This is a genomic window from Leucobacter chironomi DSM 19883 (assembly GCF_000421845.1).
In the GTDB taxonomy this organism is placed as follows: Bacteria; Actinomycetota; Actinomycetes; order Actinomycetales; family Microbacteriaceae; genus Leucobacter; species Leucobacter chironomi.
Map to the genome: position 1 here is coordinate 220,632 of NZ_ATXU01000004.1, position 12,805 is coordinate 233,436.

At 71.6% G+C, this 12,805-nt stretch carries 10 protein-coding genes; 3 read left to right on the forward strand and 7 right to left on the reverse strand.

What is annotated here, in order from left to right:
- Nucleotides 1-13: 13 nt before the first annotated feature.
- Genes H629_RS0106080 through H629_RS0106090 form a run of 3 tightly spaced genes read right to left on the reverse strand, consistent with a single transcriptional unit; the run spans nucleotide 14 to nucleotide 5,969 of the window.
- The gene (locus H629_RS0106080; RefSeq protein WP_024356408.1) at nucleotides 14-3,679 is read right to left on the reverse strand and encodes an error-prone DNA polymerase; all 3,666 of its coding nucleotides are present in this window, start codon (nucleotides 3,677-3,679) and stop codon (nucleotides 14-16) included.
- On the reverse strand, nucleotides 3,679-5,322 hold the full coding sequence (locus H629_RS0106085; protein WP_024356409.1) for a DNA polymerase Y family protein: 1,644 nt from the start codon (nucleotides 5,320-5,322) through the stop codon (nucleotides 3,679-3,681). Before H629_RS0106085 ends, H629_RS0106080 begins: the two co-directional genes overlap by 1 nt.
- Entirely contained in the window at nucleotides 5,319-5,969 is a 651-nt protein-coding gene (locus H629_RS0106090; protein ID WP_024356410.1) for a hypothetical protein, read from the reverse strand. The genes H629_RS0106085 and H629_RS0106090 overlap by 4 nt, the downstream gene beginning before the upstream one ends.
- Nucleotides 5,970-6,067: 98 nt before the next feature.
- Between H629_RS0106090 and H629_RS0106095 the strand changes: the two genes are divergently transcribed.
- Together H629_RS0106095 and H629_RS0106100 are read left to right on the forward strand one after the other, a co-directional pair.
- Complete coding sequence (locus H629_RS0106095) at nucleotides 6,068-6,391, forward strand: DUF2469 domain-containing protein (protein ID WP_024356411.1); 324 nt, start codon at nucleotides 6,068-6,070, stop codon at nucleotides 6,389-6,391.
- Between the two features lie 118 nt (nucleotides 6,392-6,509).
- Nucleotides 6,510-7,145 (forward strand): M23 family metallopeptidase, encoded by a 636-nt coding sequence (locus H629_RS0106100; protein ID WP_024356412.1) that lies wholly within the window; start codon nucleotides 6,510-6,512, stop codon nucleotides 7,143-7,145.
- A gap of 104 nt (nucleotides 7,146-7,249) precedes the next feature.
- Here the strand turns inward: H629_RS0106100 and H629_RS0106105 are convergent, their stop codons facing one another.
- Nucleotides 7,250-8,164, reverse strand: a complete 915-nt coding sequence (locus H629_RS0106105; protein WP_024356413.1) for a tyrosine recombinase XerC — start codon at nucleotides 8,162-8,164, stop codon at nucleotides 7,250-7,252.
- Nucleotides 8,165-8,415: 251 nt separating this feature from the next.
- On the opposite strand from H629_RS0106105, the gene H629_RS15555 reads away from it, so the two are divergent.
- Nucleotides 8,416-9,279 (forward strand): hypothetical protein, encoded by an 864-nt coding sequence (locus H629_RS15555; protein WP_205618689.1) that lies wholly within the window; start codon nucleotides 8,416-8,418, stop codon nucleotides 9,277-9,279.
- A gap of 116 nt (nucleotides 9,280-9,395) precedes the next feature.
- Here H629_RS15555 and dprA read toward each other — a convergent pair whose 3' ends face one another.
- From dprA to H629_RS0106125, 3 genes are read right to left on the reverse strand one after another with little or no spacing between them, the layout of a single operon-like run.
- Nucleotides 9,396-10,721: a DNA-processing protein DprA gene (dprA, locus tag H629_RS0106115; RefSeq protein WP_024356415.1), complete on the reverse strand. Its 1,326-nt coding sequence runs from the start codon at nucleotides 10,719-10,721 to the stop codon at nucleotides 9,396-9,398.
- Entirely contained in the window at nucleotides 10,718-12,298 is a 1,581-nt protein-coding gene (locus tag H629_RS0106120) for a YifB family Mg chelatase-like AAA ATPase (RefSeq protein ID WP_024356416.1), read from the reverse strand. Before H629_RS0106120 ends, dprA begins: the two co-directional genes overlap by 4 nt.
- Nucleotides 12,295-12,660, reverse strand: coding sequence for a YraN family protein (locus H629_RS0106125; RefSeq protein WP_024356417.1), 366 nt, complete (start codon nucleotides 12,658-12,660; stop codon nucleotides 12,295-12,297). The genes H629_RS0106120 and H629_RS0106125 overlap by 4 nt, the downstream gene beginning before the upstream one ends.
- Nucleotides 12,661-12,805 lie beyond the last annotated feature (145 nt).

Genomic DNA, 12,805 nt, shown 5'->3' on the forward strand with positions numbered 1-12,805 from the left:
ACCGGGCACGCGGCTACCTGAAATCCCGGGATGTGACGCCGGCGGGCGCCGCGAGCGGCTCGAACGCCTCCGCGATGACGTTGATCACCCCCTCGGGGGAGCGTTCGACCATGCCGCGGATCACGAGTGCCGGAGCGGAGCGCGCCACGAGGCGGTTGCGCAGCCAGACGTCGCGCCAGGTCACGACGTTGACGCTGCCCGCCTCGTCTTCCAGTGTTACGAAGACGATGCCGCCAGCAGTGCCCGGCCGCTGGCGGTGGGTCACGAGGCCCGCCACCTCGACGAGCGATCCCGGACGGGTGAGCCGTACCCGATCCGAGCGCACCACGCCGCGCGCATCGAGCGAGTCGCGCAGCAGTTCGAGCGGGTGCATCGCGAGCGGGATGCCGGTGCTCCACATGTCGAGTGCGGTCTGCTCGGCGGGATTGAGCACGGGCAACAGCGGCGGCTGCACGTGTACGGCGATGCCCGGCAGGAACCGCTCCCGGTTGTCGGCGGCCGGCGCAGCCGCCCAGAGCGCCTCCCGGCGGCCGATGCCGAGGCTCTCGCACGCGCCGGCGGAGGCCAGCGCCTCGATCCTGCCGTGGTCGAGATCCGCCCGTCTGGCGAGATCGGCGAGGTCGGCGAAGGGGGCCTGCTCGCGGGCGCGGGCGATGCGCTCGGCTGCTTCGGTCTCGATGCCCCGGATCCCGGTGAGGCCGAGGCGCACCGCGAAGGCGCCGTCGCGGCGGTGGGTGCCGCTCGTGTCGGGCGATCCCGGGACGAAGGCGCCCACCGGGGGCTGCGAGTGCGCGAGGCAGGCCTCGGAGCCGGAGCCGGTGCTGGATCCAGCGTTGCGGGCGGTGCCCGAGCGGGGCAGCCGTTCGAGGTCGGCCTGGGCATCCGAACGCTGCACATCGGGCGGCAGCACTGCGACCCCGTGCCGCCGCGCATCCTGCACGAGTTCGCGGGAGGAGTAGAACCCCATGGGCTGCGAGCGCAGCAGACCCGCGAGGAAGGCCGCGGGGTAGTGCAGTTTGAACCACGAGCTGACGTAGACCAGCAGCGCGAAGCTGAGCGAATGGCTCTCGGCGAAGCCGAAACTGGCGAAGGCTTCGATCTGCTCGTAGAGGCGCTGCGCATCGTCGTCGCCGATGCCGTTCTTGCGCATCCCCGCGAAGAGCTTCGCTTTCAGGCTGTCCATGCGCTCCTGCCCGCGCTTCGAACCCATGGAGCGCCGCAGCAGGTCGGCGTCTTCGCCCGAGCAGTTGCCGATGGCGATGGCCATCTGCATGAGCTGCTCCTGGAAGATGGGCACGCCCAGCGTGCGCTCGAGCACCGGGACGAGCTTCGGATGCGGGTAGTTCACCGGCTCCTGGCCGTTCCTGCGTCGCAGATAGGGGTGCACCGCCCCGCCCTGGATCGGGCCGGGACGGATGAGCGCGATCTCGATGACGAGATCGTAGAAGCTGCGGGGCAGCAGTCGCGGCAGGGTGTTGAGCTGCGCGCGGCTCTCCACCTGGAACACGCCGACGGCGTCGGCGCGGCACAGCATGTCGTAGACGCCGGGCTCTTCCTTGGGAATGGTGTCGAAGGTCCAGCGCTCGCCAGTGCTCGCCTCGACGATGTCCATCGTCTTCTGCAGGGCGCTCAGCATGCCGAGGCCGAGCAGGTCGAATTTGACGAGGCCCATCGTCTCGCAGCTGTCCTTGTCCCACTGCAGCACCGTGCGCCCCGTCATACGGGCGTGCTCGATGGGGCAGACCTCGCCTACGGGGCGCTCCGTCAGCACCATGCCTCCCGAGTGGATGCCGAGGTGGCGCGGTGCTCGCATGAACTGCCGGGCCAGCTGCTGCACGGGGGCCGGGATCGGGCTCTCGGGATCGTCGTCGATGCCGCTCCACCGTTCCAGGCCCTTGGTCCAGGCGCGCTGCTGGCCCGCGCTGTAGCCCAGAGCCTTGGCGGCGTCGCGGATCGCGGCCTTGGGGCGGTAGCTGATGACGTTCGCGACCTGCGCCGCGTTGCGCCTGCCGTACTTCTCGTAGACGTACTGGATGATCTCTTCGCGGCGCTCGGAGTCGAAATCGACGTCGATGTCGGGCTCTTCGTCGCGCAGGCTCGACAGGAAGCGCTCGAACGGCAAGCGGTAGTAGATGGCGTCGACCGCGGTGATGCCCAGCACGTAGCAGACGGCGGAGTTCGCAGCCGATCCGCGCCCCTGGCACAGGATGCCGCGCTCGCGCGCCTCGCGCACGAGGTCGTGCACGATGAGGAAGTAGCCCGGGAAGTCCTTCTGCTCGATCACGGCGAGCTCCTGCTCGATCCGGTCGCGGTGCCCGGTGGGGATGGAAACTCCGTAGCGGCGCTCGGCTCCCGCCCACACGAGACTGCGCAGCCAGCTCATCTGGGTGCGGCCCTCGGGCACGTCGAGTCTGGGGAGCTTCGGGCGCGCGGCTCTGAGCGGGAACGCGAGCTCTCGCGCGAGCGGCACGGTGCGCGCGACGGCGTCGGCGTGACGGGCGAAACGGCGCATCATCGCGGCTCCGCTGCGCAGGTGGGCGGCTCCGGTGGCGGGGAGGTGCGGATCGAGTTCGTCGAGGCTGCGTCGTGCTCGGACCGAGGCCATCGCTTCGGCGAGGGGGGCGTGGGTGCGGGAGGCGTAGTGCACGTTGCCCGTGACGATCGTGGGGAGGCCGCGCTGCGCGGCCAGGCCCGCGAGTCTGTCGTTCCGGGGATCGTCGCCGGGGTGTCCGTGGTGCGTCAGCTCGACGTACACGCTGTCGGCGCCGAAGAGGGCGGTGAGCCGGTCGAGCTCTGCCAGGGCCGCCGTGTCGCCGAGTTCGCGTGACGGGCTCCCCGCCTGTTCGGGTCCGAGCGCACGGCGCACGGCCCCCTTGCGGCAGCCGGTGAGGATCGCCCAGTGGCCGCGCCCCGCCTCGGCGAGCGCCTCCAAATCGTAGACGGGCCGGCCTTTCTCGCCACCAGCCAGCTGCGCCTCCGTGATCGCGCCGGCGAGCCGGTGATACCCCTCCGGGCCGCGGGCGAGTACCAGCAGGTGGGAGCCGACAGGGTCGGCGACCCCGAGCTGTGGCACATCGAGCCCCAGGGAGAGTTCGGCGCCGTAGACGGTGAGGAGCGGGGGTCGCTCCGGTTGTTCCGGCTGCTCGGGCTGCGCCGCCTCTTCCGCCCGCTCCGCGGCGTCTTTCCGGGTCTGCGTTTCGGCAGCCTCCGCGAATCGTGCCGCGCCGTAGAGGCCGTCGTGATCGGTGATCGCGAGGCCCGTGAGCTCGAGCCGCGCAGCCTCCTCGACGAGTTGCTCCGGCGACGACGAGCCGTCGAGGAAGCTGTAGTGGGAGTGCGCGTGCAGCTCGGCATACGGCACGGCGGCCTCTGCGGTTCTCTGCGCTGGTGCTGCGGTTCTCTGTGCTGGTGCTGCGGCTCGCTGCGCTGGCGTTGTGTTTTCAGCGGAGTCCACCGTTTCCGGGCGCTCCGCGCTCTGCGGGCGTTCGGCGTTCTGAACGTGTTCCGTGTGGTGCGCGTGCGCCGGGTCATCACGGCTTCCGGTCTCGGCGCGCTGGCGCCCGACGGTCTCGGCGGGCGGCAGCGCGGCGGTCTTGGCGGGCGGCAGTGCTGCTGGGGCTCTGCCGGAGAGTCGCCGTTCGAACTCCTGCCAGGACAGCGGAGAGTTGTGCCACTTCATCAGTCGTACTTCCCTTCGGCGCGCCAGTGCCCGGCCTCGTGCAGCAGCAGCCAGGCATCGCCGTCGGCGAGCTGCAGTTGCAGCCTGAAGCGCACGGCGGCCCCTCGCCACCACTGCTCTCGCAGAGGCCAGATCGGCGACCAGCCGCAGACCGGAGCTGTGAATGGGGTGCTGTTCACCCGCAGCTGTGCGGGCCGGCCGGTGAGCAGTTCCTCCTCGTCGACGCCCACGACGCCCCCCGCGCTGTCGAGAAGCTCGGCGGGGAGCGGATCGGGGAAGACGAGGCTCGGCACCGGCCCCGGGATCGAACCGGGCCAGGGCCCGGCGGCGGATCCGCGCGCCCCGCGCCGCCCCATGCGACCGGTGCTCCACGGCACGAAGCTCTGCCGGTCGGCGAGCAGACGGCCGCCGATGAGCCCGACTGTGCCCACGCTCGTGTGCCCGAGCCGGCTCTGCACCCTGCTGAGATGGTGGTGCACTCGGGTGTCCGGCTCGGTGCTCCAGAGCCCCGGCTCGTGCGCAGCGGCGCGGTCGGTGTGGACCGGTGACAGGCGTACGTGGCCGATCCCTGCACCTTCCCGGCCGTGTTCCGAGCCTTCGGGCGCCGTCGGCATCGCGGCGACCTGCCAGCGCACCCGATTGACGGCGTCGGCCGCGGTGAAGCGATGCGGGTGGGCCCACACCCGCTCGTGCCGGACGCCGATGTCGTCGGTGAGCTCGACGCGCAGCGCGGTGCAGACGAGGCGGTCCTCGGCGAGCCCTGAGATGAAGCGCTCGGCGAGGGCCATGCACGCGAAGGCCAGCTGCTCGGCGCTCTCGACCGGGGGCTCGAGCGCGAGCTCCACCGAGAGCTCGCGCACCGGCGTGCGCGGACGCACCTCGGAGCCATGCTGCGGGCCGGATGCCGAGGCTCGCCGGTGGGCCGCGACGCCCTGCGGCCCGAACCGCTGCCGCACTGCATCTTCGGGAAGCGCCGCCAGCGCCCCCAGGGTGCGAATGCCGAGGCCGTGCAGCACCTCGGCGAAGGCGGGATCGGCGGCTCGGGCCACGGGGAGGTCGCTGAGGAACGCGGCTGCGGCTTCCGCGGGCACGATGCGCACGCCCTCGGACGGGGCCAGGATCCCGGGGTCGCTGGAGGCCGCACGCGCGGCCTGCTCCGCGGCGAAGCGGCCGTCGGCGATCCCGATCCTCGCCCCCGGCAGACCCAGCTCCGCGGCGAGGCCCAGGAGCGCTGCGGCGGCGCGCTGCTCGCCCCCGTAGTATCGCGCCGGGCCGCGGGCGCGCATGGCGCAGAGCCCCGCCCGCAGCGGCTCGACTCCTGGGATGAGTCGTTCGATCGCGGCGAGCACGGGAGCGAAACGGCGCTCGTCGACCTCGGCATCGTGCGGCGGGACCGCGAGTGACGGACAGCGGGACTGGGCTTCCGTCTCCCGCAGTCCGACCCGCACCCCCTCCGCGCGCGCGGCCTCCGAGCACGCGATCACCTGCCGGTTCGCGATCAGCGCGATGGTGGGGGAGTCGGGCGGATCCTCCCCGGCGCCCTGCAATTCGCGCAGATAGGCGTGCACCGGCCAGTCGGGCACCCAGAAGACGATGATCCGCTCCGCGGCGCTCGGCGCCGCGCGATCGACCGCGGTACTCATCGCGGCACCAGCCTGCGGATCTCGGAGACGGCGGGATCCGCTACGGCGCCGCCCGCGAAGCGCACGGTGTGCCGCGCCGTGCCTCGCCGATCGAGGGTCTGCACGGTGAGCTCGCGCTCGTCGAGCAGGCCGTGCCCCTCGCCGAGTCCGCGCCACCGCGACTCCGTCACCCGGAGCGTGCTCTCGGGGCGGGGCCAGTCGCCCACCGCGACCAGCGCGGAGCCGTGCTCGCGCAGCCGGGCCGAGATCCGCTCGACCTCGCCTGGCCGCACTCGCGCCGGCGGGCGCAGCAGCACCATGGTGAGCACCTCGCTCAGCGCGCCGGCGATGCCCAGGGCGTCAGAGCCCGGGCTGGGCACGAGCACGCAGCGATCGAGCGCAACACCCAGCGCGGCGGCAGCCTCGGCGCCGAAGGCGGGACAGCCGATCACCCCGCACCATGAGCCGGCCGAGGAGGCCTCGGCCAGCAGCGCGAGCGCGAGTTGCATCGAGCCGTGCACCGCATAGCTCGCCCCCTTGCGCAGAGCCCCGCCCGGCAGCAGCGGGCGCAACCCGGGCGAGGTGGGGAGTGCGCGATCGTCGAGCCGCAGGGGCTGCATCTCGGTGATGCGCTGCTGCAGCGAACGGACGGTCGCGGCGGGATTCATGCAGCAATATTCGAACATATGTTCGAATAAGTCAATCCGGGCGCGCCCATCGCGGATCGGGATCGGGGCTCCTGCCAATACCGCGTAGGATAGTGGGGATGAACGAGGACGAGCTAGACGATTACGAGCGCGAGGCCGAGCTGTCGCTGTTCCGCGAGTACCGAGACATCGCCAGCCAGTTCCGCTATGTCGTCGAGACCGAGCGCCGTTTCTACCTGGCCAACGAGGTCGACCTCAAGCGGCAGGACGCCGGCAGCGATTTCTACTTCGAGCTGTCGATGAACGATGTCTGGGTGTGGGACGTGTACCGTTCCGACCGCTTCGTGAAGTCGGTGCGGGTGCTCACCTTCAAAGACGTGAACGTCGAAGAGCTCTCCGCCCGCGAGTTCAAGCTGCCGCAGGAGCTGTCGCTCGACGAGTAGCAGTCGTTGTTGAGCGGGACTCCGCTCACATCCGCGCAGATGAGGCCTCGGCGGTCGGGTTCTCCACAGATCACGGGATCCCGCCCCGCCCGCCGTCGTGCGATGCGAGAGTCGGAGCATGACTCCTTCCGCTCGCGTCGCCGCCGTCCTGCTCACACTGCTCGTGCTCCCGGCGAGCACGGGTGCGGCTGGGGCGGCACCCGCGGTCGCGGCCATCTCAGATGAGGGTGCACCCGCCGCCCGGAACGTGCGGGCGGCGGAGCCTATCCCGGTGGCCGCGAGGCCGCTGGAGCCTGCTCCGGAGCCCGCGAAGCCCTCGGCGGTGGCCCTTGCAGCGCTCGCCGCCGAGAGACCGCCGACGCTCTGGATTCCGCCCTTCGGGTCCCTCGATGTGACGGGTCCGTACCGACCCCCACCACATCGCTACGGCTCGGGCCACCGGGGGATCGATCTCGCCGCCGCAGGAGGGACGACGGTGGTGGCGCCCACCTCCGGAACGGTCACCTTCGCAGGCACGGTGGTGGACCGGCCTGTGGTCTCGGTGCGAGCGAGCGAGGGCGTCGTTTACTCCCTGGAGCCCGTGCGCAGCCGGCTTGCGGCGGGAGACGCGGTGGCGGCCGGCGACCTGCTCGGCGAGGTGGCGGGAAGCGGTCACTGCCTGGAGGAGTGTGTGCACCTGGGGGTGCGGGTGAGTGGCGAGTATGTGAATCCGCTGCGGTACTTCCGCAGCCGCCCGCAACTACTGCCCTGGTGATCGAGCGATGAGGTGATCCGCTCCTCGACGACCCGGGCGGGCTTGTGGTCGCAACCCGTGGGAGCGGCGCTGCGCGGTGCGGTCCCGCATCGACGCCGTGCGGTTCAGGCGCGCGGGTGGGCCTGCCGGTAGCTCTCAGCGAGCCGCTCCGTGGAGACGTGGGTGTAGACCTGGGTGCTGGCGAGGCTCGCGTGGCCGAGCATCTCCTGCACCACGCGCAGATCGGCTCCGCCATTCAGCAGGTGAGTGGCGGCGGTGTGCCGCAGAGTGTGGGGGCCGCGGGGACCGCCCCCGGGTTCGCGTTCGAGCTCGCGTGCCACCAGGCGGTAGACGGCGTTGGTGCCGAGCCGTGCGCCTCGTCGGCCGAGGAAGCACGCAGCGGCGTCGGGCTGCTCGGCGCGTAGCGCGAGCGCCGGTCGCCCAGCCTCCAGATACGCGCCGAGGGCGCTCGCCGCCGGTCCACCGAGCGGCACCACGCGCTCCTTGCCGCCCTTGCCGAGCACCCGCACGGTGCGTTCGCGCCGGTCGATGCCGTCGAGATCGAGTGCGCAGAGCTCGGAGACCCGCAAGGCGGACGCGTAGAGCAGTTCGAGCACGGCGCGGTTGCGCAGCTGGTCGGGATCGCCGCTCTCGGCGAGCCGGGCGGCGCGGTCGAGGATACGGGTGATTTGCTCATCGGCGAGCACCCGGGGGAGTTCGCGCCGGCTCTTTGGCGCGCGCAGGCGCGAGGCCGGGCTGCCGGGAACGAGACGGCGCCGCTCCAGCCACGAGCCGAACGACTTGAGCGTTGCCACGTTGCGGGCGAGCGTGCTCGGGGCGAGTCCGTGCTGCTGCCGCTGCCAGAGCCATCCGCGCATGAGCTCGAGGTCGCATGCGGCGAGCGTGGTGGCACCGGACTGCTCGGCGAAATCGCAGAAGCTGCGCAGGTCGCGCTCGTAGGCGCGTACCGTGTGCTCGGAGTAGCCGTACTCGAGGCGCACCGCGGCGATGAATCCCTCGATCGCCGCCGCCAACTCCATACCTTCATTCTCGCCGCTGCAGCGCCTGCCGAAGGGCGGATCCATCCGGCGTTTCGCGGCACTCCGCCGTTCCGAGGAATTCCAGCCCGGCGTCATAGTCGCGGATCAGCCGATGGCACCCCGCCGAGGCGGGAGTGCTGCAGCCGTTCACCGGCGGATGCAGCGCGTCAGGGGCCGGTCGAGGTGCGATGCTGGTCAGCGAGACCCTGCACCTTTCTCCTCGCCGCGAGCAGCGCACTAGGATCCCTATTATGCGCAGCAGGCTCGGAGGCAACGAGGACCAAGTGATCCGCTTCATCGACGCGGCGCGGAACCTGAGCGCCGAGGACATCGAGCCGGTCGTCGTGGGCTCTCGCGGGCAGGAGGTCCGCGATGCGAGTTTGCGGATCCTGGACGTCCCTCGGTCTGCCTCGCACTACGCGGCCGTAGCGTCTGCTGTTCGCGGCCTCGAGAGGGACGTGCGGGCGAAGCTCCCGCAGCCCACCACGACTGCCGAGCGAATGACAATGGGGAGCTTCACCTCGCTGCTGGCGTCTGCTGTGTTCGCTCTCGCGTCGCGGACGCAGCTCGATGACGACACTGTGGCCTTGGTGGTGGATCCGTTCGCGAAGCGACTCGGGTTCGAGTGGCGCTCCTGGGGAGTGCACAGCGCAACAAGGAACTTCTGGAGCGGCGAGCCCGACGACGACGATGAAGCTCCTGAGCCGAGGTTTGATCGCAACGATCCAGCATCGGCGGCGCGCATAGCATTCGGGGTGAGCGAAGAGCTCGGTGACAGGGAACGGCAGCAGCTCGCCCATTTCCTCGACCCCGACTATTCGGCGAGGATCGAGGACGACGAGCCGGAGACGATGTTCGAGGATCTCTACGACTCGTACGAGCATCGCTTCTCGCTGGGCGCGGAGATCATGTACGGCCTCAAATACCTTTCGTTCCCGGTGTCGACAGGCCTCGTCGACTACGAGGAGTACTACGCCCTCAACGACGACGAGTCCGAGCGGTTCCGCAAAGATCCCGAGCTGGCGCTTCCGCTGCTTGAGCAGTGCCGCCGACGCGAGCAGGACGGCCGCCTCATGCAGCAGCTGCCTGTCAGCAACCGGGGTACACCGGTCTAAGCCGGCGGCCGCTCGCCGTGCGACCATCGCTCCTCGCCATCGGGTCAGGGCTCAGGGCTCAGGGCTCAGAGCTCGGGGCGCGGGACTCCCGGCTGCATCGTGTCGCGCACCAGGCGCTACCGCACTGAGTGTGCGAGTGAGTACCGTCTCCCGTTCGTCGCGTCGTCGTGGCAGCGCACTCGCCCGAGCAGTTCGAGCTCTGCCAGCACGCCCTGGATTCGATGGGGGTCGATGCCTGCGACCGTTGCGAGTTCTTCGAGTGAACGACTGCCTCTGAGAGGGAGAGCGTCGATGACGCGCACGTGGAGGGAGAGCTCACGTTCATCGGTCTCCGGGAGATCGAGCATGTTCGGGGACACGCCAAGCAGTTCAAGAAGTTCCGTGCCGCTCGTCACGAGGGTCGCGTCGTAGTCGCGGATCAGCCGATGGCACCCCGCCGAGGCGGAGCTGGTGATGGGGCCGGGCACGGCTCCGAGCGGACGCCCGAGCGCGGCCGCGTGCCCGGCTGTGTTGAGGGAGCCCGACCGTACCCCGGCCTCGGTGACGAGCGTGGCCCGAGCGAGTGCGGCGATGGTTCGATTCCGCTGCAGGAACCGCCATCGGGTGGGGGCGGCTCCCGGTACCATCTCGGAGCAGACGGCCCCCGTCTCGGCGATGCGGGCCAGCAGCGGGCCGTGCGAGCTCGGGTAGACCCGGTCGGCTCCGCCCGCGAGCACCGCGACGGTGGGGGAATCGAGGGCGAGCGCGGTACGGTGCGCGACGGCGTCGATGCCGTAGGCGGCCCCCGAGACGATCGCCGCACCGGCCGCGCACAGGGCCTCGGTGAGCTCGGCGGTGACGCCGGCCCCGTAGCCCGTGCAGGCTCGAGCGCCCACCACCGCGACCGAGAATGCCGAGAGTGCGGCGAGTTCACCCCGCGCCCAGAGCAGCAGCGGGGTGTGCTCGCCGAGGTCGTCGAGCGCGCTCGGCCAGTACGCGGACCCCGGCGCGACGAGCCGCATTCCCGCATCGATGCCGCGCTCGAGATCGCCGAGGCTCGCCGCGCGGTCGAGTCGCAGCCGCCAGCGCGCGAACGCCTTCGACATCGCTGCGGAATCCAGTTCGACCCCGCCGTCCGCGAGCGCCTCCTCGCGGGCGCGCCCGGCCTCGACGCCCCCGAGCAGCAGTCCGAGCGCACGCACTGGGCCGAGCGCCGACACGAGGCCGCCCGCGATGGCGTCGCCGGGCTCCACGAGCCGCGCCCACACCACGCGGGCGAACAGGGCAGCGCCCCCGTCGTCGGCTCCATCCCCGTCGCCGGATCCATCCGGGTCACCTGTGTCACCCGTACCGCCGGGGTCGCGCATCGCGCCATTCGGGGCGGGCTCCAGCCGGGCCAGCCGCTCGCGCACCTCGCCGTCGACCCCGAGCAGCCGACGGGCCTCCGACTCTCCGCCGCTCATCGGGAATCACCGCCCCGCATCGCGAGGGCCTGTGCGATCTCCTCGCGCCCCGGGCGCTGCCGGCCCGCGAGGTCGGCGATGCTCCAGGCCACGCGCAGTACGCGGTCGTAGCCTCGCAGCGTCAGGGCGCCCCGAGCATAGGCGCGATCCAGCACCGCGGTGTCCGCCCGCGGCAACCGCACTGTCGGCCCGCGCAGCCAGCTGCCCGGCACCTCGGCGTTCGTGTGCCACGGCGTGCCGCTCAGACGGGCCGCCGCCGCCTCGCGCGCCCGAGTCACCCGCCGCCGAAGCTCGGCGCTGGAGGGACGAGCGGCTCCGGTGTCGCCGAGCAGCGCGCTCGGCACCCGCTGCACCGTGAGGCGCAGGTCGATGCGGTCGTTGAGTGGCCCCGAGATGCGCTGCAGGTATTTCACGCGCCTGCTGGGGGAGCACCGGCACTCTGCCGCGGTGTCGCGCGAGCCCGCGTTGCCGCAGGGGCAGGGGTTCGCCGCGAGCACCAGCTGGGTGCGCGCGGGCAGTACGGTGTGCACGCGTGCGCGGTGGATCTCGATGCACCCCGACTCGAGCGGCTGGCGCAGCGCGTCGAGCACCGAACTCGGGAACTCGGGAGCCTCATCGAGGAACAGCACGCCGTGGCAGGCCCGCGTGATGGCGCCGGGCCGCACCCCGCCGCTGTCGCCGCCTCCGATCACCGCCACCTTCGACGCCGTGTGGTGCGGGGACTCCATCGGGGGCCGCCGCACGAGCGCGGTGAGCGACACGCCGCCCAATGCGGCGATGCTGCTGGCGGTGAGCGATTCGTCGGCCGTGAGATCGGGCAGGATCGTGGGCAGCCGGGAGGCGAGCAGCGTCTTCCCGGCCCCGGGCGGCCCGAGCAGCGAGAGGTGGTGCCGTCCGGCAGCGGCGACCGTGAGCGCCTCCACAGCCTCGGGCTGCCCGATCACATCGGCGATGTCGAGCATCGGGTCGTCGAAACCCGGCGAGCCGAGCTGATGATCGCGGATGCGCTCACGGCCGCGCTCGCCGCCGTGCCCTGCCGTGATGCGCTCGGCGGCGCGGTCGCCTCGGTACCAGGCCACTGCGGCGGCCAGATCGGGCATGGCGATCACCTCGAGGTCGGGCACGAGCGCGGCTTCGGCACTGCACGCCTCGGGCACCATGACCCTGCGGAAGCCCAGGGAGCGCGCCGCGACGGCCGCGGGGAGGAGCCCGGCGGGTCTGCGCAGCTCACCGTCGAGCCCGAGTTCGCCGAGGTGAGCCACCTGGGGGAGCTCGGCGGCCGGCAGATGCCCGAGCGCTGCCAGCGCGGCGAGGGCGATCGCGAGGTCGAAGCCTGATCCCTGCTTCGGGAGCGAGGCCGGACTCAGGTTCACCGTCACGAAGCGCTCTGAGACGGGCATGCCGAGCTGCGCGGTGGCGGAGCGCACACGCAGCTTCGCCTCGGCGAGCGAGGCATCGGGGAGACCGATGATCGCCATTCCCGGAAGCTGCTGCGAGACGGCGGCCTCGACCATCACCGCCGTGCCCTCGAGTCCCGTGAGCGTGATCGCCGCCGCGCGGCAGACCGCGCGGCTCACAGGATGCCCCGGAGATGGTCGATGCGGGGCGCCTGGGTGTTGCAGAGGGTGATGCCCACGGCGTCGATGCGCAGCTCGGGGGCGCGGGTGCCGTGGGCCCGCGCCCAGTCGAGCAGCAGTCGCCTGAGTCGCCCGGCCTTGCGGGCGGTGATGGCCGAGAGCGGGCTGCCGTAGCCGTCGCCGCTGCGGGTCTTCACCTCCACGGCTACGAGCGCTCGCCCGTCGTAGGCGATCAGGTCGAGCTCGCCGTAGCGGTTGCGCCAGTTGCGGTCGAGGATCACGAAGCCTCGCCCTTCGAGGAACGCCGCCGCGATCGCCTCGCCGCGGGCGCCGAGCGCCTGGTTGTGTGCCGAAGTGTTCATGGGTGCCTCCTGCCCTCAGCCTGCGGCAGAGCGCGGGGCGATTCGGGCGGAATCTGCAGATTGTGGATGGAAGAAAGGAAATCGGCGAAACGGGCGGCCTGTGAGCGAAGTGCGGCGGAGCGCGGATGCTACACTGGACGACGCA

Coding starts and splice junctions, on each gene's coding strand:
- H629_RS0106100 (WP_024356412.1), top strand. CDS start 6,510: ATGACTCCTTCCGCTCGCGTCGCCGCCGTCCTGCTCACACTGCTCGTG.
- H629_RS0106085 (WP_024356409.1), bottom strand. CDS start 5,322: ATGAGTACCGCGGTCGATCGCGCGGCGCCGAGCGCCGCGGAGCGGATC.
- H629_RS0106125 (WP_024356417.1), bottom strand. CDS start 12,660: ATGAACACTTCGGCACACAACCAGGCGCTCGGCGCCCGCGGCGAGGCG.
- H629_RS0106090 (WP_024356410.1), bottom strand. CDS start 5,969: ATGAATCCCGCCGCGACCGTCCGTTCGCTGCAGCAGCGCATCACCGAG.
- H629_RS0106105 (WP_024356413.1), bottom strand. CDS start 8,164: ATGGAGTTGGCGGCGGCGATCGAGGGATTCATCGCCGCGGTGCGCCTC.
- H629_RS0106080 (WP_024356408.1), bottom strand. CDS start 3,679: ATGAAGTGGCACAACTCTCCGCTGTCCTGGCAGGAGTTCGAACGGCGA.
- H629_RS0106095 (WP_024356411.1), top strand. CDS start 6,068: ATGAACGAGGACGAGCTAGACGATTACGAGCGCGAGGCCGAGCTGTCG.
- H629_RS15555 (WP_205618689.1), top strand. CDS start 8,416: ATGCGCAGCAGGCTCGGAGGCAACGAGGACCAAGTGATCCGCTTCATC.
- dprA (WP_024356415.1), bottom strand. CDS start 10,721: ATGAGCGGCGGAGAGTCGGAGGCCCGTCGGCTGCTCGGGGTCGACGGC.